We start from the raw sequence: 20,200 nt of genomic DNA, 5'->3' as shown, positions 1-20,200 counted from the left end.
CACACTCCATGATGATGCCGACTTCAAAATTTAAAATGTAAAGCGAACCGACGCGAGTTGATATTAAAACTGAGAACGGCCACCTGCGACTCCGCCATGGAAAAGCGCGGCTTGCGCCGCGCTTTCCTCCATGAACTCAAGCCAGCATGATATTACTTCACGCGGCCTTCCTTCCAGGCCTGCAGCAGCTTGTCGTAGGCGATCGTCTCGCCCTTCGGCTTTTCGTTGGCCAGCTTCTTCCACGGCGCGCCGGTATCGGACAGGTATTTGTTCGGATCGCCTTTCGCATTCAGCTTCGGCGCGCAGTTCTTCATGCCAGCGCGCTGCAGCCGCGCCATCACCTGGTCCATTTCCTCGGCCAGGGTATCCATCGCCGCCTGCGGAGTCCTCTCGCCGGTGACCGCGGTGGCGACATTCTTCCACCACAGCTGGGCCAGTTTCGGATAGTCGGGCACGTTGGTGCCGGTCGGCGTCCATGCCACGCGCGCCGGGCTGCGGTAGAACTCGATCAGGCCGCCGTACTTGGCCGCGTTCTTGGTGAAGTACTCGTGGCGGATGTCGGAGTCGCGCACGAAGGTGACGCCGACGATCGATTTCTTCAGCGACGTGGTCTTGGCATTGACGAACTGCGCATACAGCCAGGCGGCGGCCTTGCGGTCATCCGGCGTCGACTTGAAGAAGGTCCAGGAGCCGACGTCCTGGTAGCCGTTCTGCATGCCCTCCTTCCAGTACGGGCCGTGCGGGCCGGGCGCCATGCGCCATTTCGGCGTGCCGTCCTGGTTGATGACGGCGGCGGCCTTGGTCATCGGGGCTGTGAACGCGGTGTACCAGAAGATCTGCTGCGCGATCTCGCCCTGCCCCGGCACCGGGCCGGCTTCGGAGAAGGTCATGCCATTGGCCTGCGGCGGCGCGTACTTCTTCATCCAGTCGACATACTTGGTCAGCGCATACACCGCCGCCGGCGAATTGGTGGCGCCGCCACGCGCGACCGAAGCGCCGACAGGGGTGCACTTGTCGTCGGCGACGCGGATGCCCCACTCGTCGACAGGCTGGCCATTCGGAATGCCCTTGTCGGCGGTGCCGGCCATCGACAGCCAGGCATCGGTGAAGCGCCAGCCCAGCGACGGATCCTTCTTGCCGTAGTCCATGTGGCCGTAGACCTTCTTGCCGTCGATTTCCTTGATGTCGTTGGTGAAGAAGTTGGCGATGTCTTCATAGGCCGACCAGTTGACCGGCACGCCGAGGTCGTAGCCATACTTGGCCTTGAACTTGTCCTTCAGGTCCTGGCGCTCGAACCAGTCGGCGCGGAACCAGTAGAGATTGGCGAACTGCTGGTCGGGCAGCTGGTACAGCTTGCCGTCGGGCGCGGTGGTGAAGCTGGTGCCGATGAAATCCTTGAGGTCGAGGCCGGGATTGGTGAATTCCTTGCCCTTGCCGCTCATGTAGTCGGACAGCGGCTCGATGGCGCCGTAGCGGTAATGGGTGCCGATCAGGTCGGAGTCGGAAATCCAGCCGTCGTAGATGCTCTTGCCCGACTGCATCGAGGTCTGCAGCTTCTCGACGACGTCGCCTTCCTGGATTAGGTCATGCCGGACGGTGATGCCGGTGATTTCGGTGAAGGCCTTGGCCAGCGTCTTCGATTCATAGACGTGGGTATCGATGGTTTCCGACACCACGTTGATTTCCTTGACGCCCTTTGCCTTGAGTTTCTCCGCGGCGGCGATGAACCACTTCATCTCTTCAAGCTGCTGCTGCTTGTTCAATGTGGACGGCTGGAATTCCTGGTCCACCCATTTCTCGGCAGCCTTCATGTCGGCCCAGCTTGCGCCCGATGCCAGCATCGCCGCAGCCGCTATTGCTGTCAGTTTCACTCTCATATCTCCACCTCTTTTTGTGACCTTCCCGTAGACAGAAAACACGGGGCGGCGGGAAAGTTTTCCGCCCGTGCCGCGGCGCGGGTCAACCCCAGCGCATCACAACCAGCAACACCACGAATCCGATTGCAGCACCGATGGCCTGGTGCAGCTCGGTCATGCCGGCCCACACCAGGTTGACGTAGGCGGCAGTGAGCAGGCCGATGAACAGGCGGTCGCCGCGCGTGGTGCTGATCGGCAAAAAGCCCTTGCGCTCCACGCTCGGCGCGCGCAGTTCCCAGATCGTCATGCCGATCAGCATCAGCACGATCGCGCTGAAGAAGATCGCCACCGGCGGCGTCCAGGCCATCCAGGCAAGCATGTTTTCCATGTCACACCCTCCCCATCGCAAAGCCCTTGGCGATGTAATGCCGCACGAACCAGATCACCAGCGCGCCGGGCACGATGGTCAGCACGCCGGCGGCGGCAAGCACGCCCCAGTCCATGCCGGCCGCCGATACCGTGCGCGTCATGGTCGCCGCGATCGGCTTGGCATTGACCGAAGTCAGCGTGCGCGCCAGCAGCAATTCCACCCAGCTGAACATGAAGCAGAAGAACATCGTCACGCCGACCCCCGACTTGATCATCGGCAGGAAAATGCGGATGAAGAATTTCGGGAAGCTGTAGCCGTCGATGTAGGCGGTTTCGTCGATTTCCTTCGGAATGCCGGACATGAAGCCTTCGAGTATCCATACCGCGAGCGGCACGTTGAACACCATGTGCGCCAGCGCCACCGCCAGGTGGGTGTCCATCAGGCCGACGGTCGAATACAGCTGGAAGAACGGCAGCAGGAACACCGCAGGCGGCGTCATGCGGTTGGTCAGCAGCCAGAAGAACAGGTGCTTGTCGCCGAGGAAGGAGTAGCGCGAGAACGCATAGGCCGCCGGCAGGGCCACTGCCACCGACAGCACCATGTTGATGGCGACATAGATGATGGAATTGATGTAGCCGTCATACCAGGACGGATCGGTGAAGATGGTCTTGAAGTTGTCGAAGGTCAGGTTGCTAGGCCACATCGTCAGGGCGCCCGTGATCTCCTCATTGGTCTTGAGGGACATGTTGAGCATCCAGTAGATCGGCAGCAGCGACAGCAGCAGGTAGACGATCAGGATAGGCGAGGTCAGGCGTTTGGTCATCATTTCTGGTCTCCCGTGCCGACGCGCTGCATCCAGTTGTAGAGCACAAAGCAGAACAGCAGAATGATCAGGAAGTAGATCAGCGAGAAGGCTGCCGCCGGTCCCAGGTCGAACTGGCCGACCGCCTTCTGCGTCAGGTATTGCGACAGGAAGGTGGTGGCATTGCCGGGGCCGCCGCCGGTCAATACGAAAGGTTCGGTATAGATCATGAAACTGTCCATGAAACGCAGCAGCACCGCGATCATCAATACATTGCGCAGCTTGGGCAGCTGGATGAAGCGGAACACCGCCCAGCGCGAGGCGCCGTCGATGCGCGCCGCCTGGTAATAGGCATCGGGAATGGCGCGCAGGCCGGCGTAGCAGAGCAGCACGACGAGGGGCGTCCAGTGCCAGATATCCATCACCAGCACGGTGATCCAGGCATCGAGCGAATCGCCGGTGTAGTTGTAGTCCATGCCGACGCTGTTCAGGCCGTAGCCGAGCAGGCCGATATCGCCGCGGCCGAAGATTTGCCAGATGGTGCCGACCACGTTCCAGGGGATGAGCAGCGGCAAGGCGATCAGCACCAGCGACAGAGAGGCTTTCCAGCCCTGCGCCGGCATGGTCAGCGCGATCAGGATGCCGAGCGGGATCTGGATCGCGAGCACCGACAGCGAGAACAGCAGCTGCCGGTACAGCGCGCCATGCAGTTCGCTGTCGCGCATCACCATCTTGAACCATTCGGTGCCGACGAACACCTGCTGGGTCGGGCCGAGGATGTCCTGCACCGAATAGTTGACGATGGTCATCAGCGGCACGATGGCCGAGAAGGCGACGCAGAGGATCACCGGGAGAATGAGGAACCAGGCGCGGTTATTATGGGTTTTCATGTCAGGCCACCCGCTTGTCGTTGACGTAATACAGTGTGCGTTCCGCCGGCAGGCGCAGATGCACTGCGTCGCCCGCCCTGGCGTCGAGACGCCGCAGCTTGGCGGCGATCACATGATCCCCAAGCCGGAACTCGGCGAGCACATGCGTGCCCAGGTTGCGTACCGCGGTGGCGGTGGCGGCGATCGTGCCGGGCTGCGGCAGCGCTTCGCATTCGATGAACTCCGGCCGGATGCCGAGCGTGATCTTGCCTTGCGCTCCCTGCAGCGCCGCGTTGGTGGCGGCTCCGAGCGGGATGCTGGCGCCGTCGATATGCGCGACGCCGTCGCGCACCAGGCACGGCAGCAGGTTCATGCCGGGATTGCCGATGAAGTAGCCGACGAAGGTATGCGCCGGCTGCTCGAACAGTTCCTGCGCGCTGCCCTGCTGCACCACTTCGCCCTGGGTCATCACCACCACCTTGTCGGCGAAGGTCAGTGCCTCGACCTGGTCATGCGTCACATAGATCAGCGACAGCTTGAGCTCATGATGGATTTCCTTGAGCTTGCGGCGCAGCAGCCATTTCAGGTGCGGATCGATCACGGTGAGCGGTTCGTCGAACAGCACGGCGGCGACATCCGGCCGCACCAGTCCGCGCCCGAGGGAAATCTTTTGCTTCGCATCGACCGACAGGCCGCTGGCGCGATGCTTCAGGTCCGGCGTCAGTTCCAGCATCTCGGCGACCTGCTGCACGCGGCGGTTGATGTCGGCCGTCTTCCAGCCGCGGTTGCGCAGCGGGAAGGCGAGGTTGTCGAATACGGTCATGGTGTCGTAGATGACCGGGAACTGGAATACCTGTGCGATATTGCGCGCTTCCGGCGGCAGGTCGGTCACATCCTTGCCGTCGAACAGCACCCTTCCGTGCGAGGGTCGCACCAGGCCGGAAATGATGTTGAGCAGCGTGGTCTTGCCGCAGCCGGACGGGCCGAGCAGCGCATAGGCGCCGCCGTCGTCCCATTGCATGTCCATCGGGCGCAGCGCGTAGTCGGCCGGCCCGCTCGGATTGGGCTTGTAGGCGTGGGCCAATTCTCTGAGTTCAATGCGGGCCATGGCTATGCTCCCGTCCCTGTCTGCGCAGGTGCGAACAGCAATGTGCCATCGGGAGCGAACAGGAACAGGTCCTCCGGCCGGCAATACAGGCTGCAGCGCGACCCGATTTCCAGGTCGTGCACCCCGGGCAATTGCGCGACCAGGCCGATGCTTCCGCGGTGCACGTGAATATAGGTTTCCGAGCCGCTGATTTCCGACAGCTCGACCTGCGCCTCGATGGCCACATCTTCGGCATGGCTGGCATGCAGGTGCAGGCTGTGCGCGCGGATGCCGGCCACCAGGTGCGGATGCCTGGCGGCGGCCTGCAGCTGCGCGGCGTTCAGGGGTAGTGTCAATTCGTTGCCCAGCCGCGCACGGCCGTCGGCGTCGATGCTGGCCGGGATCAGGTTGATCGGCGGATCGCTGAAGGTGCGCGCCGCCTGGATGGAGTTGGGCGTGTTGAACACATCGACCGTCGGGCCGTGCTGCAGCAGCCGGCCTTCATGCAGGACGGCGACATGGCCGCCGAGCTGCAGCGCTTCCAGCGGCTCGGTGGTCGCATAGACGACCGTGGTCCTGCCTTCGGAAAAGAGTTCGGTCAGTTCGCGGCGCAGTTCCTCGCGCAGCTTGTAATCGAGATTGACCAGCGGCTCGTCGAGCAGCAGCAGGCCGGCTTCCTTGATCAGCGCCCGCGCCAGCGCGGTGCGCTGCTGCTGGCCGCCGGACAGTTCCGCCGGCGAACGCTGCAGGTAAGGCGTGATGTGCAGGCGCTCGGCCATGTCATGCACCCGCTTTTTCACCTCCGCTTCCGGCACGCGCTTGATGCGCAGCGGCGAGGCAATGTTGTCGAACACGGTGAACGAGGGATAGTTGATGAACTGCTGGTAGACCATGGCCAGGTCGCGCTCGCGCACCGGCACTCCGGTGACATCCTTGCCGCCGGCCAGCACGCGGCCGCCGCTCGGCCGGTCGAGTCCTGCCATGAGCCGCATCAGCGATGTCTTGCCCGCGCGCGTGGTTCCCAGCAGCACGTTGATGGTGCCGGGTACCAGCGCAAGCGACAGCGGATAGATGTGATCTTCCGCGCCCTGCTTCTTGCTGACGTTTTCCAATGCCAAGTGCACGCTGTCTGTCTCCTAGCTGTTTTCTTGTCGATTCTTGTGTTTGCTTGTGTTTGCCTGCGCTGTCCGCACCGCCTGCGCGGGCTTACTTCATGCCGCCGCCCTGCTTGCCTGCATCCACACATCCAGCCTCGCTTCGGTGCCGGCCGGCACATGCAGACCGAGCTTGGAGCGCCGCCACAGGATGTCGCCGGCGGTCGTCGCCCATTCGATTTGCATCAGGTAAATCACTTCGGCGGCGAACAGGCCGGGGGCGAGTTCTTCGCCCATGTCGGCAATGCGGGTGCGTCCTTCCAGCAGCGCATGGATGCGGGTGCCGTAGGCGCGCGCATAGCGCATTACCAGCGACGGCGGCAGCCAGGCATACTTGCGCTGCATGTCCTGCACGAAGCCGCCGAACTCGCTGACCGAACGGTTGCTCGGCACCGCGCCGAAGAGATCGCCGCCCGGCAGGCAGGCCCGCTCGGTCCAGGCGCCGTTGCGCACTTGCGGTACAGGGAGCCGCGCGGCCAGCAGGTCGACCGCTTCCTCGGCCAGCTTGCGGAAGGTGGTGATCTTGCCGCCGAAGACCGACAGCAGCGGCGCACCGTCGGTGTCGAATTCGAACCGGTAGTCGCGCGTCACGGCGGAGGCGCTGGCGGCTTCGTCCTCGACCAGGGGCCGCACGCCGGAATAGCTCCAGACCACGTCGTCCGGCGTGATGGACTTGCGGAAATAGCGGTTCGCCAGTTCGCACAGGTAGCCGATTTCCTGGCGGTCGATCGCCACCTTGCCGGCGTCGCCCTGGTAGTCGATGTCGGTGGTGCCGACCAGCGTGAAGTCCTGCTCGTAGGGAATGGTGAAAACGATGCGGCTGTCCGGATGCTGAAAGATGTAGGCATAGGGATGGTCGAACAGGCGGCGCACGACGATATGGCTGCCCTTGATCAGCCGCAGCGATTTGGCCGACGGTCGCTGCGCGGCGCTCTGCAGGAAATGCGCGGTCCAGGGTCCGGCGGCATTGACCAGGCTGCGCGCCTTGACATGGATGGCTGCCCCGCCTGCTGCGCGCAGCCTCGCGTTCCAGTGCTGGCCCCTGTCCTCTCGGCTGGCCGATTCGCAGGCGGTTCGGGTAAAGACCCTGGCGCCCCTCTCGGCGGCATCGATGGCATTGAGCACGACCAGGCGGGCATCGTCGACCCAGCCGTCGGAATAGACGAAGCCGCGCGTGAACTCGGGCTTGAGCGGCGCACCCGCCGGATGCGTTCGCAGGTCGACGCCTTGCGACCCCGGCAGCAGTTCGCGTCGGGCGAGGCGGTCGTAGAGGAACAGTCCGGCGCGGATCATCCAGCCCGGCCGCTGCCCCTTGTCATGCGGCATCACGAAGCGCAGCGGCCACATGATGTGCGGTGCCGAGCGCAGCAGCACTTCCCGTTCGATCAGCGCCTTGCGCACGAGGTTGAACTCATAGTGTTCCAGGTAGCGCAGGCCGCCGTGGATCAGCTTGGTCGAGGCGGACGAGGTGTGCGCGGCGAGATCGTCCTTTTCGCACAGGATGACGGACAGGCCGCGACCGGCGGCATCGCGCGCGATGCCCGCGCCATTGATGCCGCCGCCGACCACCAGCAGGTCGCACTCCAGAGTGTGCTGACTGTTTTCCATCCGTTCTCGCCCTTGAAATGGTTTCTCGGTAAGATGACAACGCGTAAGATACGACATCATCCGAACCAAAATCAACAAAATTTTTGTTTTTATTTGTTCGTTTCTGTTCGTTTTAGTAGTTTAATGAGGAATACACAGGAAGCTGGAGAAATGGAATGACGCTTAATCCACGTCAAAGGCGCTTGCTGGAAGTGGTGCGGCAGCGTGTAACGATGTCGGTGGAAGACCTGGCGCAGGAACTGGACGTGACGCCGCAGACGGTGCGCCGCGACGTCAAGCAGATGGAGGAAGCCAAGCTGCTGGCGCGGTATCACGGCGGCGTGGGCCTGCCCTCATCGGTGGAGAACATCGACTACAGCCAGCGCCAGGTGATGAACATCGACGCCAAGCGGCGCATCGCCGAAGCGGTGGCCAAGCAGGTGCCGCCCGGCTGCTCGCTGCTGATCAACATCGGCACCACCACCGAGGAAGTGGCGCGCGCGCTGTCGCATCACCATGGCCTGCATGTGGTGACCAACAACCTGAACGTGGCGGCCATCCTCGCCGACAACCCGGCATGCGAAGTGATCATTGCCGGCGGCGTGGTGCGCGGGCGCGACCGCGGCATCGTCGGCGAAGCGACCATCGACTTCATCCGCCAGTTCCGGGTTGATATCGGCATCATCGGCATTTCCAGCATCGAGGACGACGGCACGCTGCGCGATTTCGACGCGCGGGAAGTCAAGGTGGCGCAGACCATCATTGAACAGTCGCGCGAGGTGTGGCTGGTCGCCGATCGCGACAAGTTCGGGCGGCAGGCGCTGGTGCGGATGGCGCACCTGTCGCAGGTGGACATGCTGTTTACCGATGCGAAGCCGCCGGAAGCCCTGATGAAGGTGTTGAAGGAGGCGCAGGTGAAAGTGGTGGTGGCGCCGACCGCCTGAAGCCAAGCGGTTTTGATAACGCAAAAAGCAAGGGCCGGAGAGCTTGCACTCCCCGGCCCGTCGAATTACAACTTCAGAAGACTTAAGCCAGCTGCTTCAGCAGGGTTTCCGCATTCGAGACTTCGAACTTGCCCGGCTCTTCCAGGTTCAGCTGCTTGACCACGCCATCCTCGACCAGCATCGAGTAGCGCTGCGAGCGCGTGCCCATGCCGAACTTCGCGAAATCCGCATCCAGGCCCAGCGCCTTGGTGAAGGCGGCATTGCCGTCGGCCATCATGCGCACGGTGCCGACAGCCTTCTGCTCGCGGCCCCATGCGCCCATCACGAAGGGATCATTGACCGAGATGCACCAGATTTCATTGACACCCTTGGCCTTGAGCTGATCGGCATTGGCGATATAGCCCGGTACGTGCTTGGCCGAGCAGGTCGGGGTAAAGGCGCCCGGCAGGCCGAAGACCGCGATCTTCTTGCCCTTGGCCAGCTCGCCGACGTTGAAGGTGTTCGGGCCGAGCGAACAGCCTTCCGATTCCACTTCGATGAATTCCGAAAGAGTGCCTTCAGGCAGGCGGTCGCCAACTTTGATGGTCATGATGTGTCCTCTTGTAATGTGTCTTGTGTTGTATAGCGTCTGTGGTGGTGCTTGGGCATTGATTACCCGGGCGCGCCGGCATGTGATCCGGCAGCGCCAATGAAAACGCCGCGCCGCCCGTTTTCACGAGGGGCGCGGCGTCCAGACCGCAGTATGCCCTGTTATTGCCTGTCCTGCATGACACCGGACAGGCAGGTTCGGGCCGAAGACAGCTTAGTCGGCTTGCTTGCGCAGGAAAGCCGGTATGTCGTAGGTTTCCATGCCGTTCTTCTCCAGAGCGCGCACGGTGTCGGAAGCCGACTCGCGACGCCAGACGGCAGGCTTGTTCAAGCCCTGGAACGCGCCGGCGCCCTGTGCCGAGCCCTGGCCCATCAGGCCGCCCTGCATGATCGGCTCGTTGTGCGTACCGGTGCGCAGGACCGGTGTCTGCACCAGCTGCACGTTCTTGCGTGCGCGGCCCAGGCCGGTGGCCACCACGGTGACGCGGATATCGTCGCCCATGCTGTCATCGTAGGCGATGCCCTGCGCGATCGACGCATCCGGCGCCGCGAATGCGCGCACGGTGGCCATGACTTCCTTGATTTCCTTGCCCTTCAGGCCGCGGCTGGCAGTGACGTTGACCAGCACGCCGCGCGCGCCGGACAGGTCGATGCCGTCAAGCAGCGGCGAAGCGACTGCCTGCTCGGCGGCGATGCGCGCACGGTCGACGCCGGAGGCGGTGGCGGTACCCATCATCGCCTTGCCCTGCTCGCCCATGATGGTCTTGACGTCGTTGAAGTCGACGTTGATGTGACCCGGGACATTGATGATCTCGGCGATACCGGCAACGGCGTTGTTGAGCACGTCGTCGGCATGCTGCAGCCACTCGATCATGCTGTCGTCTTCATAGATCTCCTCGAGCTTCTCGTTGAGGATGACGATCAGCGAGTCGACGTGCTGGGACAGCGCGTCCAGGCCTTCGTCGGCGATTTCCATGCACTTGGCGCCTTCGTAGGAGAAGGGCTTGGAGACCACGGCGACGGTCAGCGCGCCGAGTTCCTTGGCGACTTCGGCCACGATCGGAGCCGCGCCGGTGCCGGTGCCGCCGCCCATGCCTGCGGCGATGAAGACCATGTGCGCGCCGCGCAGCGCGTCCTGGATGCGCGCGCGGGACTCTTCAGCCAGCTGGCGGCCGACTTCCGGCTTCATGCCGGCGCCGAGACCGCTTTCGCCGATCTGAATGACGTTGTGTGCCTTCGATTCCGCCAATGCCTGCGCATCGGTGTTGGCCGCGATGAATTCAACGCCGGACACGCCCTTGTTGATCATGTGCTGTACTGCATTGCCGCCTGCGCCACCGACACCGACGACCTTGATCACCGTGCCCAGGTTTGCGTTATCGATCATATCGATTTCCATGATGACTCCCTTAGATGATGATGATGCAGTTTTCAGTCGATAATCACCACGCGGTGTGGCGACTAGCCACTGCAAACTGCAGTTGATTCCAAAAATAATAAACGTTAGAAATTACCCAAAAACCATTCTTTCATGCGCTGCCAGACCGCCTTCACCGAACCGTCCTGGCTGGTAACGATGTGGCCGCGCAGGTACTGCTTCTTCGCTTCCAGCAACAAACCGAGCACGGTCGAATAGCGGGGGCTTCGCACCACGTCCGCCAGTTGACCGCTGTACTCGGGCACTCCAAGCCGCGCCGGCTTGAGGAAAATATCCTCTGCCAGTTCGACCATGCCCGGCATCATCGCCGAGCCGCCGGTCAGGACCAGGCCTGACGACAGAACTTCTTCGTAACCGGACTCGCGCACCACCTGGTGCACGAGGGCAAACAATTCTTCGACGCGCGGCTCGATCACGGCCGCCAGCGCCTGGCGCGACAGGCTGCGCGGACCGCGGTCGCCGAGGCCCGGCACTTCCAGCGACTCGCCCGGATCGGCCAGCACCTGCTTGGCCACGCCGAAGCGCAGCTTGATTTCCTCCGCCTCGGCGGTCGGGGTGCGCAGCGCCATCGCGATGTCGTTGGTGATCTGGTCGCCGGCGATCGGAATCACGGCGGTATGGCGGATCGCGCCTTCGGTGAAGATGGCGACGTCTGTGGTGCCGCCGCCGATGTCGATCAGCACCACGCCGAGTTCCTTCTCGTCGGGGGTGAGCACCGCGTCGGCCGATGCCATCGGCTGCAGGATCAGGTCGGAGACTTCGAGGCCGCAGCGGCGCACGCACTTGACGATGTTCTGCACCGCCGACACCGCGCCGGTGACGATATGCACCTTCACTTCGAGGCGGATGCCGCTCATGCCGATCGGCTCGCGCACGTCGTCCTGGCTGTCGACGATGAATTCCTGCGGCACCGTGTGCAGCAGCTGCTGGTCGGTCGGGATGTTGACCGCCTTCGCGGTCTCGATGACGCGCGCCACGTCGGTGGAGGTGACTTCCTTGTCCTTGATGGCGACCATGCCGCTGGAATTGAAGCTGCGGATATGGCTGCCGGCGATGCCGGTGTAGACGTTCTTGATCTTGCAATCGGCCATCAGCTCGGCTTCCTCCAGCGCACGCTGGATCGACTCGACCGTCGCCTCGATGTTGACCACCACTCCCTTTTTCAGTCCCTTGGACTCGTGCTGCCCGAGCCCGATGACCTCATGCCTCCCGTTAGGCATTACCTCGGCCACCACCGCCACCACTTTCGAGGTGCCGATGTCGAGGCCGACGATCAGGTTTTTTGCGTCTTTTGTCATGTTTATCGCTTTGCTTTTTTGCTGTCCTGCGCGAACTTGATGCCCGGCGCTTTCAACGCCAAACCATTCGGGTACCGCATATCCACACTTTCAATCTTGTCCTGCAGGCGGCTGACGAGCTGCGGGTAGACCCCGATCAGCCGGTCGACCCGCTCCTTCAAGGTCGCCTTGCTCTGTTCGCGGCCGAGCTCGACCGTCATGCCGTTGTTCAGCTTCACCGTCCATGCATAGCGGCTCGACAGGTTCAGGCTCTCGGGCACCAGGCTGACCGGCTTGAACCATTCGGTCAGTTCGCGGTAGCGCGCGACGATCTCCTTCTCGCTGCCGTCCGGTCCGGCGAACTCGGGCAGCGCGCCGTCTTCTTCCGCCTCGTCCAGGTTGGCGGTGAAAATGTCGCCCTTGACCGAGACCAGCTTGCCTTCATCGCCCCAGGTGGCGAGCGGCCGATGCTCCTCCACCTGCACGATCAGCTTGTTCGGCCATTCGCGGCGGACCGCCGCCTTTCGCACCCAGGGCACCGCTTCGAACGCCTGCCGCACCGCATCGAGGTCGGTGGTGAAGAAGTTGCCCTTGATGCGCGGCACCGCGGCGGTGCGCACCGTGGAGGCATTAACGTGCCGCAGCTGCGTTTCGCCGACACCTTCGACATGAATCGTCTTGAGCGTGAACATCGGCCGATGCGCAACCCACCACAAGCCCGAGCCGAGCAGGCTCAGCACCAGCAGCCCTAGCAGGGTGTTGGTGGTTGCATTGAGCATTCGGACGTCGTGCCACATGGTTTATGCTCTTTTCCTTACGCCGGTTTCCAGTCTTGCGACGGTATCAGGTCGAGGTCCGCGGAACGCAGGATCTCGACGCACAGGTCTTCATAGCTCACGCCCGCCGCCTTCGCCGCCATCGGCACGAGAGAATGTCCGGTCATGCCCGGCGATGTATTGATCTCCAGCAGGAAAGGCTCATTGTCGGCGGCGCGCAGCATGAAATCGACGCGTGCCCAGCCCGAGCTGCCCACCGCATTGAATGCGCGCACCGCCAGCGACTGGATGCGCTTGGTCAGTTCCGCGTCCAGCGGCGCCGGGCACAGGTACTGGGTGTCGTCGCTGAAGTACTTGTGTTCATAGTCGTAATTGCCCTGCGGCGCGCGGATCTCGACGATCGGCAATGCACGCGCGTTGCGGCCGGTGCCCAGTACCGGAACCGTCAGTTCGCGGCCGGTGATGAATTCCTCGGCCAGCACCACGTCGTCGTATTTCGCGCACAGGTCGAAGCCGCTCTGCATCTCGGAATAGCCGATCACCTTGCTGATGCCGATGGTCGAACCTTCGTGCGGCGCCTTCAGCATCAGCGGCAGGCCGAGTTCGTCGGGCACCTTGCGCAGTTCATCATGGGTCGCGTCCTTGGAATCGAGCACGATGAAGCGCGGCGTCGGCAATCCAAGGCTGAGCCAGATGCGCTTGGTCATCACCTTGTCCATGCCGATCGAGGACGCCATCACGCCGGAGCCGGTATAGGGCAGGCCGAGCTGCTCCAGCACGCCCTGCAGCGTGCCGTCCTCGCCGTAGCGGCCGTGCAGCGCGATGAACACGCGGTCGAACTTCTCCGCCGCCAGTTCGGCGATGCTGCGCTCCGCCGGATCAAAGCCGTGCGCATCGATGCCCTTGCTGCGCAGCGCCGCCAGGACGCCCTTGCCGGACATCAGCGATACTTCCCGCTCGGCGGAACGACCGCCGAACAGAACACCGACTTTTCCAAATTCACTTGCCATGTCCAACTCGCTTAAAAATTGTGCTGCCCGTTCCCTTGCCGCCGGTGCGGAAAGGGACGCCTTCTTCAAAACTCAAACCTGCGCCAGCTTGCCCGGCACCCCGCTGATCGAACCCGCGCCCATCGTGATCACCACGTCGCCATCCCTGGCCATGTTCATGATGGTCGACGGCATGTCGGCGATGTCTTCCACGAAAATCGGTTCCACCTTGCCCAGCACGCGCAGCGCATGCGCCAGCGCGCGGCCGTCGGCGGCCACGATGGGCTGCTCGCCCGCCGCATAGACCTCGCCCAGCACCAGCGCATCGGCGCTCGACAGCACCTTGACGAAATCCTCGAACAGGTCGCGCGTGCGGGTATAGCGGTGCGGCTGGAAAGCCAGCACCAGCCGGCGTCCCGGATAGGCGCCGCGCGCCGCCGCCAGCGTGGCCGCGGTTTCCACCGGATGGTGGCCGTAATCGTCGACCAGCGTGAAGGCGCCGCCGTCGGGCAGCTTGATATCGCCGTAGCGTGTGAAGCGCCGGCCGACGCCGTTGAACTCGCGCAGGGCCTTCTGGGTGGCAGTGTCGGCCACGCCGAGCTCGCGCGCGATCGCAATCGCGGCGCAGGCGTTCTGCACATTGTGCATGCCGGGCTGGTTCAGCTGCACCGTCAGCGGCGCATAACCCTGCTGCAGCACGGTGAATTCCATCTTGCCGTCGATTGCCTTCGCGTCCGTCGCGCGCACCTGCGCATCCTGGTGGAAACCGTAGGTCAGGATGGGCTTGGAAATGAAGGGCATGATCTCGCGCACGCTGGCGTCGTCGATGCACAGCATGACCACGCCGTAGAACGGCAGGCGCTGCGTGAATTCGACGAAGGCCTGCTTGAGCTTGGCGAAGCTGTGATCGTAGGTCTCCATGTGGTCGGCATCGATGTTGGTGATGACTTCGATGCACGGCGACAGGTTGAGGAAGGACGCATCCGATTCGTCCGCCTCGGCGACGATGAAATCGCCCGCGCCCAGCTTGGCATTGGCACCGGCGCTGTTGAGGCGGCCGCCGATGACGAAGGTGGGATCGAGCCCGCCCTCGGCCAGCACGCTGGCGACCAGGCTGGTGGTGGTGGTCTTGCCGTGGGTGCCGGCGATGGCGATGCCCTGCTTCAGGCGCATCAGTTCAGCCAGCATGACCGCGCGCGGCACGATGGGAATGTGCTTGGCGCGGGCGGCGAGGACTTCCGGATTGTCGCCCTTGACCGCAGTCGAGGTGACGATGGCGTCGGCATGCTGGACGTTCTCGGCGGCGTGGCCCTGCGTCACCTTGGCGCCGAGTTCGACCAGGCGCTTGGTGGCGGCATTGCTGCCGAGGTCGGAGCCCGATACGGTATAGCCGAGGTTGAGCAGCACTTCCGCGATGCCGCTCATGCCCGAACCGCCGATGCCGACGAAATGAATGTTTTTGACTTTGTGCTTCATGCTCTGTTTGCCAGTTCTTCCAGTACGTTGGCGATGGCTTCATTGGCCTCGCGCCGTCCGATGCGGTAAGCGGCCTGGCCCATGGCCAGGCAGCGCTCGCGCGTCATCGATTGCAGTAGATCCGCCAGTTTCTGGGGCGTCAGTTCGCCTTGCGGCAAATGGATGGCGGCCTGCTGTTTGGCCATCCACTGTGCGTTGTCTCGTTGATGCGACGTGGTCGATGCGACCAGCGGCACCAGCACGCTGGGCACGCCGGCCGCGGTCAGCTCCGACACGGTGATCGCGCCGGCGCGGCAGATCACCAGGTCGGCTTCCGCGTAGCGGCGCGGCATGTCGTCGATGAAGTCGACCACTTCGGCCTGCACCTGCGCGTTTTGGTACGCGGTGCGCAGGACTTCAATATGCAGCTTGCCCGACTGATGGGTGACGACCGGCCGGATGCCTTCCGGGATCATGGCCAGCGCCGCCGGCAGGCAGTCGTTCAGGGCCTTGGCGCCGAGGCTGCCGCCCACCACCAGCAGCTTGAGCGGGCCGGTGCGCGCCGCATAGCGCTGTTCCGGCGCCGGCACGTCGATGATTTCCTGGCGCACCGGGTTGCCGGTGACCAGCGCCTTGGAAGCGGCGCTGCCGAAATCGGCCGGGAAGCCGAACAGCACCCGCTGCGCGGCAGGCGCCAGCGTCTTGTTCGACAGCAGCAGGGCGGCGTCGGCATTGACCAGCGCCAGCGGCACGCCGCGCAGTTTTGCCATCATGCCGCCGGGGACGGTCACGTAGCCGCCCATGCCCAGCACCACGCTCGGCTTGCGCCGGCCGATGATGCTGAAGCAGGAGGCGAAGCCAGCCGCCATCTTGACCACGCCGCGCAGGGTGTGCTTGATGCCCTTGCCGCGCAGTCCCGCGAAATCGATCGAATCCATTGCGATGCGGTGCTTCGGCACGATCTCGCGCTCCATGCCGTGCATGGTGCCGAGCCAGCTGACTTCCCAGCCGCGCGCCTGCATGGTCTGCGCGATGGCGAGGCCGGGGAAGATATGGCCGCCGGTGCCGGCCGCCATGATCATCAGGCGCTTTGCGTGCTGAACTTGTTTCATATGCGCCCTCCCCGCATCAGCACGCGGTTTTCATAATCGATGCGCAGCAGGATCGCGAGTCCGACGCAGTTCAGCACCACGCCCGAGCCGCCGTAGCTCATCAGCGGCAGGGTCAGGCCCTTGGTCGGCAGCAGGCCGAGGTTCACACCCATGTTGATGAAGGTCTGCACGCCGATCCAGATGCCGATGCCCTTGGCGGCGAGTCCGGCGAAGGTCAGGTCCATGGCGATCGCCTGGCGGCCGATTTCGAAGGATCGCTTGACGATCCAGTAGAACATTGCGATCACGACGATGACGCCGACGAAGCCGAGCTCCTCGCCGATCACCGCCAGCAGGAAGTCGGTATGGGCTTCCGGCAGGTAATGCAGCTTTTCCACGCTGCCGCCGAGGCCGACGCCGAACAGCTCGCCACGGCCGAAAGCGATCAGCGAATGCGACAGCTGGTAGGCCTTGCCGAGCGCGTTTTCCTCGGTCCAGGGATTGAGGTAGGCGAAGATGCGCTCGCGCCGCCAGGGCGACAGCACGATCACCATGGTGAAGATGCCGACCAGCGTGGCGCCGATGCCGCCGAACCAGATGCCGTTGATGCCGCCCAAGAACAGGATGCCCATCGCGATGCAGACGATCACGCCGAAGGCACCGAGATCGGGCTCGAGCAGCAGCAGCAGGCCGACGAAACCGATCGCCACCGTCATCGGCAGGAATCCCTTGGTCAGCTTGTGCATGTACTGCTGCTTGCGCACCGTGTAGTCGGCGGCGTACAGCACCACGAACAGCTTCATCATTTCCGACGGCTGCAGGTTGAATATCTTGAGCGACAACCAGCGGCGCGCGCCGTTGACGCCCTTGCCGACGCCGGGCACGAGCACCAGTACCAGCAGCACCATGGTTGCGACGAAAAGATAGGGTGCCAGACGCTGCCAGGTGGCGATGCGTACGCGGAAGGCCAGCAGGCCTGCGATCATCGCTATCGATATGAAACTTGCCTGGCGCATCAGGAAATGCGTGTTCTTGTAGTTGGCATATTTCGGCGAGTCGGGCAAGGCGATCGATGCCGAATAGACCATCACCATGCCAAACAGCATCAGCAGGACCACGACCCAGACCAGCGGCTGGTCGTATTCCATCATCCGCGAACGCTGGACGACGCCCGGGATCGGCGCCTTCTCGGCGGGCGAGGAAAAGGATGGCAGCGCGAACTTCATGCAATCACCTCGCCGCGGGCGAGTCCGATTTCACGGACCGCGTCGATGAATACCTCGGCGCGGTGCGCGTAGTTGCGGAACATGTCGAGGCTGGCGCAGGCCGGCGACAGCAGCACCGAATCGCCTTCGCGGGCAAGCTCGGTCGCCTTCTGCACGGCTTCTTCCAGGGTGGCGCAGTCGATGGCTTCAACGCCTGTGCCAGCAATCGCGGCACGGATCTCGGCGGCATCCTTGCCGATCAGGACGACGGCGCGCACGTATTTCGCAACCGGCTCGGCCAGCGGCGTGAAGTCCTGTCCCTTGCCGTCGCCGCCGGCGATCAGCACCAGGCGCCTGCTGTTCTGGTTGACGCCAAGGCCGACCAGGGCAGCAACGGTGGCGCCGACATTGGTGCCCTTGCTGTCGTCGACATAGTCGATGCCGGCGACGGTGGCGATCAGTTCGACCCGGTGCGGTTCGCCCCGGTATTCGCGCAGGCCGTGCAGCAGCGGCGCCAGCGGCAGGCCGATCGCGCGGCACAGCGCCAGCGCGGCCAGCGCGTTGACGGCATTGTGCTGGCCGCGGATCTTGAGCGCGTCGGCCGGCATCAGGCGGTTGACGATGACCGGCAATTCGACGCTGTCCTTCCTGCGGCGGCGTTTTTCACCCTCTTCCGCTGCAATCGCGGTGGACAGCCATTGCATGCCGTTGTCATCGACCAGCCCGAAACACTCGGCCTGGTCGGGCTCGTCGCTGCCGAAGCTGATGTTGGTCCCCGTCGGCGCGGCCATCTGCATCACGCGCGCATCGTCGCGGTTGAGCACGCGGATGGTATTGGCGCCCTCGGCACCGAAGATGCGTGCCTTGTCGGCGGCGTAGGCGTCCATGTCGCCGTGCCAGTCGAGATGGTCCTGGGTGACGTTGAGCACGGTGGCCACGTCCGCCTGCAGGCTGGTGGTAGTGTGCAGCTGGAAGCTGGACAGTTCCAGCACCCAGGCTTGCGGCAATTCGTCTTTATCGAGTGCTTCGCGCAGCACATCGAGCGCGGCCGGGCTGATGTTGCCGGCGACCTGGGTTTTCAGGCCGGCGCGGCGGCACAGCAGGCCGGTCAGGCTGGTAACCGTGGTCTTGCCGTTGGTGCCGGTGATGGCGATGACTTTCGGCGCATAGGCGCGCTGCTCGCGCAGCGCGGCCAGCGCCTGTGCGAAGAGCTCGATCTCGCCCCACAGCGGAATGTTCTTTTCCTGCGCGGCCGGAATGATATGCGCAAGTTCACGGTTAGGCGCCAGACCTGGGCTGACGGCCACAAAATCGACGCCCTCGACCAGCGCCGCGTTGAAGGGGCCGCTGGCGAACTCGATGTCCGGAACGACCTCGCGCAGCGCCGGCAGGCGGTCCGGTTCGGCGCGGGTGTCGGCGACGCGCAGCGCGGCGCCGCAGCGCGCGAGCCACAATGCCATCGCCAGCCCGGATTCACCGAGCCCGAGCACGAGAACCTTCTTCCCCTGGTAGTTCACGACGTTTTCCACGCAGCCTTCCATTTACCGCAGCTTCAAAGTTGAGAGACCGAACAGCACCAGCATCATCGTGATGATCCAGAAGCGCACCACGACCTTGGTCTCTTTCCATCCCTTTTGTTCAAAGTGGTGATGCAGCGGCGCCATCAGCAAAATGCGGCGCCCGACTCCATACCGCTTCTTCGAATACTTGAAATAGCCCACCTGCAGCATCACCGACAGCGTTTCCACCACGAAGATGCCACCCATGATGAACAGGACGATTTCCTGGCGCACGATGACAGCGACCGTGCCGAGCGCGCCGCCCAGCGCCAGCGCGCCGACGTCGCCCATGAACACCTGCGCCGGATGGGCGTTGAACCACAGGAACGCCAACCCCGCGCCTGCCATCGCGCCACAGAAGATTAACAGCTCGGCGGCGCCGGGAATGTGAGGAATAAAGAGGTATTTCGAGTACATTGCGCTGCCTGTGAGGTAGGCAATGAGTCCGAGCGCCGATCCGACCATCACGGTCGGCATGATGGCGAGGCCGTCGAGGCCGTCGGTCAGGTTCACCGCATTGCTGGTGCCGACGATGACGAAGTAGGTCAGCGCGATGAAGCCCCAGACGCCGAGCGGGTAGCTGATGGTCTTGAAAAAGGGGACGATCAGGTCGGCCTTGGGCGGCAAGGCGAGGTTGAAGCCTGAGCTTACCCACTCCAAGAACAGGTTCAGCACCTGGGTATTGGTCGGCGCCGACACCGAAAACGCGAGATAGATCGCGGCGGCGATGCCGATCAGCGACTGCCAGAAATATTTTTCCTTCGACGACATGCCTTCCGGGTTCTTGTAGACCACCTTGCGGTAGTCGTCGACCCAGCCGATGGCGCCGTAGCCGAGCGTCACCACCAGCACCACCCAGACGAAGCGGTTGCTGAAATCGGACCAGAGAATGGTGGAGATCCCGATGGCGAGCAGGATCAGCGCGCCGCCCATGGTCGGCGTGCCGGTCTTGATCAGGTGCGTCTGCGGGCCGTCGGTGCGCACCGCCTGGCCGACCTTCATGCGGGTCAGCATGCGAATCATGGCGGGACCTGCGATGAGCCCGATGACAAGCGCCGTCAGCGTGGCGAACACCGCGCGGAAGGTGATGAAGTTGAAGACCCGCAGCGTATTTAAGTCTTGTTGAAAGTATTGCGCCAGCCAGAGCAGCATG

At 63.5% G+C, this 20,200-nt stretch carries 18 protein-coding genes; 1 reads left to right on the top strand and 17 read right to left on the bottom strand.

Annotated features, from left to right (window positions below):
• Window positions 1–152 precede the first annotated feature (152 nt).
• The 7 genes from RY831_RS08560 to glpD all read right to left on the bottom strand — a co-directional run bounded on the left by RY831_RS08560 (window position 153) and on the right by glpD (window position 7,746).
• Window positions 153–1,877 carry an ABC transporter substrate-binding protein gene (locus RY831_RS08560; protein WP_326505906.1) on the bottom strand — a complete coding sequence of 575 codons (1,725 nt, stop codon included), beginning with the start codon at window positions 1,875–1,877 and terminating at the stop codon, window positions 153–155.
• An 82-nt stretch (window positions 1,878–1,959) separates the two neighbouring features.
• Complete coding sequence (locus tag RY831_RS08555) at window positions 1,960–2,244, bottom strand: DUF2160 domain-containing protein (RefSeq protein WP_326505905.1); 285 nt, start codon at window positions 2,242–2,244, stop codon at window positions 1,960–1,962.
• Window position 2,245: 1 nt separating this feature from the next.
• Complete coding sequence (locus RY831_RS08550; protein WP_326505996.1) at window positions 2,246–3,049, bottom strand: carbohydrate ABC transporter permease; 804 nt, start codon at window positions 3,047–3,049, stop codon at window positions 2,246–2,248.
• A complete protein-coding gene (locus RY831_RS08545; RefSeq protein WP_326505904.1) occupies window positions 3,049–3,918 on the bottom strand; it encodes a carbohydrate ABC transporter permease in 870 nt (289 codons plus the stop codon). Before RY831_RS08545 ends, RY831_RS08550 begins: the two co-directional genes overlap by 1 nt.
• A gap of 1 nt (window position 3,919) precedes the next feature.
• Window positions 3,920–5,005, bottom strand: coding sequence for an ABC transporter ATP-binding protein (locus tag RY831_RS08540; RefSeq protein ID WP_326505903.1), 1,086 nt, complete (start codon window positions 5,003–5,005; stop codon window positions 3,920–3,922).
• A gap of 2 nt (window positions 5,006–5,007) precedes the next feature.
• On the bottom strand, window positions 5,008–6,108 hold the full coding sequence (locus RY831_RS08535; RefSeq protein ID WP_326505902.1) for an ABC transporter ATP-binding protein: 1,101 nt from the start codon (window positions 6,106–6,108) through the stop codon (window positions 5,008–5,010).
• 87 nt (window positions 6,109–6,195) lie between these two features.
• Window positions 6,196–7,746 carry a glycerol-3-phosphate dehydrogenase gene (gene glpD / locus RY831_RS08530; protein ID WP_326505901.1) on the bottom strand — a complete coding sequence of 517 codons (1,551 nt, stop codon included), beginning with the start codon at window positions 7,744–7,746 and terminating at the stop codon, window positions 6,196–6,198.
• A gap of 155 nt (window positions 7,747–7,901) precedes the next feature.
• Here glpD and RY831_RS08525 point away from each other — a divergent pair, with 155 nt between their 5' ends.
• On the top strand, window positions 7,902–8,669 hold the full coding sequence (locus RY831_RS08525; RefSeq protein ID WP_326505900.1) for a DeoR/GlpR family DNA-binding transcription regulator: 768 nt from the start codon (window positions 7,902–7,904) through the stop codon (window positions 8,667–8,669).
• Window positions 8,670–8,751: 82 nt separating this feature from the next.
• Here RY831_RS08525 and RY831_RS08520 read toward each other — a convergent pair whose 3' ends face one another.
• The 10 genes from RY831_RS08520 to mraY form a co-directional block, all read right to left on the bottom strand.
• Complete coding sequence (locus RY831_RS08520) at window positions 8,752–9,258, bottom strand: peroxiredoxin (RefSeq protein WP_326505899.1); 507 nt, start codon at window positions 9,256–9,258, stop codon at window positions 8,752–8,754.
• 213 nt (window positions 9,259–9,471) lie between these two features.
• Window positions 9,472–10,656 carry a cell division protein FtsZ gene (ftsZ, locus tag RY831_RS08515; protein ID WP_326505898.1) on the bottom strand — a complete coding sequence of 395 codons (1,185 nt, stop codon included), beginning with the start codon at window positions 10,654–10,656 and terminating at the stop codon, window positions 9,472–9,474.
• A 104-nt stretch (window positions 10,657–10,760) separates the two neighbouring features.
• A complete protein-coding gene (gene ftsA / locus RY831_RS08510; RefSeq protein WP_326505897.1) occupies window positions 10,761–11,993 on the bottom strand; it encodes a cell division protein FtsA in 1,233 nt (410 codons plus the stop codon).
• A 2-nt stretch (window positions 11,994–11,995) separates the two neighbouring features.
• Window positions 11,996–12,769: a cell division protein FtsQ/DivIB gene (locus RY831_RS08505; RefSeq protein ID WP_326505896.1), complete on the bottom strand. Its 774-nt coding sequence runs from the start codon at window positions 12,767–12,769 to the stop codon at window positions 11,996–11,998.
• 17 nt (window positions 12,770–12,786) lie between these two features.
• Window positions 12,787–13,758: a D-alanine--D-alanine ligase gene (locus RY831_RS08500; RefSeq protein WP_326505895.1), complete on the bottom strand. Its 972-nt coding sequence runs from the start codon at window positions 13,756–13,758 to the stop codon at window positions 12,787–12,789.
• Window positions 13,759–13,830: 72 nt separating this feature from the next.
• The gene (gene murC / locus RY831_RS08495) at window positions 13,831–15,213 is read right to left on the bottom strand and encodes a UDP-N-acetylmuramate--L-alanine ligase (protein ID WP_326505894.1); all 1,383 of its coding nucleotides are present in this window, start codon (window positions 15,211–15,213) and stop codon (window positions 13,831–13,833) included.
• A complete protein-coding gene (gene murG, locus RY831_RS08490) occupies window positions 15,210–16,304 on the bottom strand; it encodes an undecaprenyldiphospho-muramoylpentapeptide beta-N-acetylglucosaminyltransferase (protein ID WP_326505893.1) in 1,095 nt (364 codons plus the stop codon). The genes murC and murG overlap by 4 nt, the downstream gene beginning before the upstream one ends.
• Complete coding sequence (ftsW, locus tag RY831_RS08485) at window positions 16,301–17,509, bottom strand: putative lipid II flippase FtsW (protein WP_326505892.1); 1,209 nt, start codon at window positions 17,507–17,509, stop codon at window positions 16,301–16,303. Before ftsW ends, murG begins: the two co-directional genes overlap by 4 nt.
• On the bottom strand, window positions 17,506–19,005 hold the full coding sequence (murD, locus tag RY831_RS08480) for a UDP-N-acetylmuramoyl-L-alanine--D-glutamate ligase (RefSeq protein WP_326505995.1): 1,500 nt from the start codon (window positions 19,003–19,005) through the stop codon (window positions 17,506–17,508). Before murD ends, ftsW begins: the two co-directional genes overlap by 4 nt.
• 24 nt (window positions 19,006–19,029) lie before the next feature.
• The gene (gene mraY / locus RY831_RS08475; RefSeq protein WP_326505891.1) at window positions 19,030–20,199 is read right to left on the bottom strand and encodes a phospho-N-acetylmuramoyl-pentapeptide-transferase; all 1,170 of its coding nucleotides are present in this window, start codon (window positions 20,197–20,199) and stop codon (window positions 19,030–19,032) included.
• Window position 20,200: the final 1 nt, after the last annotated feature.

The organism is Noviherbaspirillum album, from assembly GCF_035916955.1.
Lineage (GTDB): Bacteria > Pseudomonadota > Gammaproteobacteria > Burkholderiales > Burkholderiaceae_D > Noviherbaspirillum > Noviherbaspirillum album.
Note: the sequence above shows the minus strand (reverse complement) of the source record. Positions and strands in the feature narration are given on the sequence as shown.

What these genes read in the sequence shown, in the direction of transcription:
- murC (WP_326505894.1), bottom strand. Translation starts at nt 15,213, where the DNA reads ATGAAGCACAAAGTCAAAAACATTCATTTCGTCGGCATCGGCGGTTCG.
- RY831_RS08540 (WP_326505903.1), bottom strand. Translation starts at nt 5,005, where the DNA reads ATGGCCCGCATTGAACTCAGAGAATTGGCCCACGCCTACAAGCCCAAT.
- mraY (WP_326505891.1), bottom strand. Translation starts at nt 20,199, where the DNA reads ATGCTGCTCTGGCTGGCGCAATACTTTCAACAAGACTTAAATACGCTG.
- RY831_RS08520 (WP_326505899.1), bottom strand. Translation starts at nt 9,258, where the DNA reads ATGACCATCAAAGTTGGCGACCGCCTGCCTGAAGGCACTCTTTCGGAA.
- ftsW (WP_326505892.1), bottom strand. Translation starts at nt 17,509, where the DNA reads ATGAAGTTCGCGCTGCCATCCTTTTCCTCGCCCGCCGAGAAGGCGCCG.
- RY831_RS08500 (WP_326505895.1), bottom strand. Translation starts at nt 13,758, where the DNA reads ATGGCAAGTGAATTTGGAAAAGTCGGTGTTCTGTTCGGCGGTCGTTCC.
- ftsZ (WP_326505898.1), bottom strand. Translation starts at nt 10,656, where the DNA reads ATGGAAATCGATATGATCGATAACGCAAACCTGGGCACGGTGATCAAG.
- ftsA (WP_326505897.1), bottom strand. Translation starts at nt 11,993, where the DNA reads ATGACAAAAGACGCAAAAAACCTGATCGTCGGCCTCGACATCGGCACC.
- RY831_RS08550 (WP_326505996.1), bottom strand. Translation starts at nt 3,049, where the DNA reads ATGACCAAACGCCTGACCTCGCCTATCCTGATCGTCTACCTGCTGCTG.
- glpD (WP_326505901.1), bottom strand. Translation starts at nt 7,746, where the DNA reads ATGGAAAACAGTCAGCACACTCTGGAGTGCGACCTGCTGGTGGTCGGC.
- RY831_RS08525 (WP_326505900.1), top strand. Translation starts at nt 7,902, where the DNA reads ATGACGCTTAATCCACGTCAAAGGCGCTTGCTGGAAGTGGTGCGGCAG.
- RY831_RS08555 (WP_326505905.1), bottom strand. Translation starts at nt 2,244, where the DNA reads ATGGAAAACATGCTTGCCTGGATGGCCTGGACGCCGCCGGTGGCGATC.
- RY831_RS08545 (WP_326505904.1), bottom strand. Translation starts at nt 3,918, where the DNA reads ATGAAAACCCATAATAACCGCGCCTGGTTCCTCATTCTCCCGGTGATC.
- RY831_RS08560 (WP_326505906.1), bottom strand. Translation starts at nt 1,877, where the DNA reads ATGAGAGTGAAACTGACAGCAATAGCGGCTGCGGCGATGCTGGCATCG.
- RY831_RS08505 (WP_326505896.1), bottom strand. Translation starts at nt 12,769, where the DNA reads ATGTGGCACGACGTCCGAATGCTCAATGCAACCACCAACACCCTGCTA.
- murG (WP_326505893.1), bottom strand. Translation starts at nt 16,304, where the DNA reads ATGAAACAAGTTCAGCACGCAAAGCGCCTGATGATCATGGCGGCCGGC.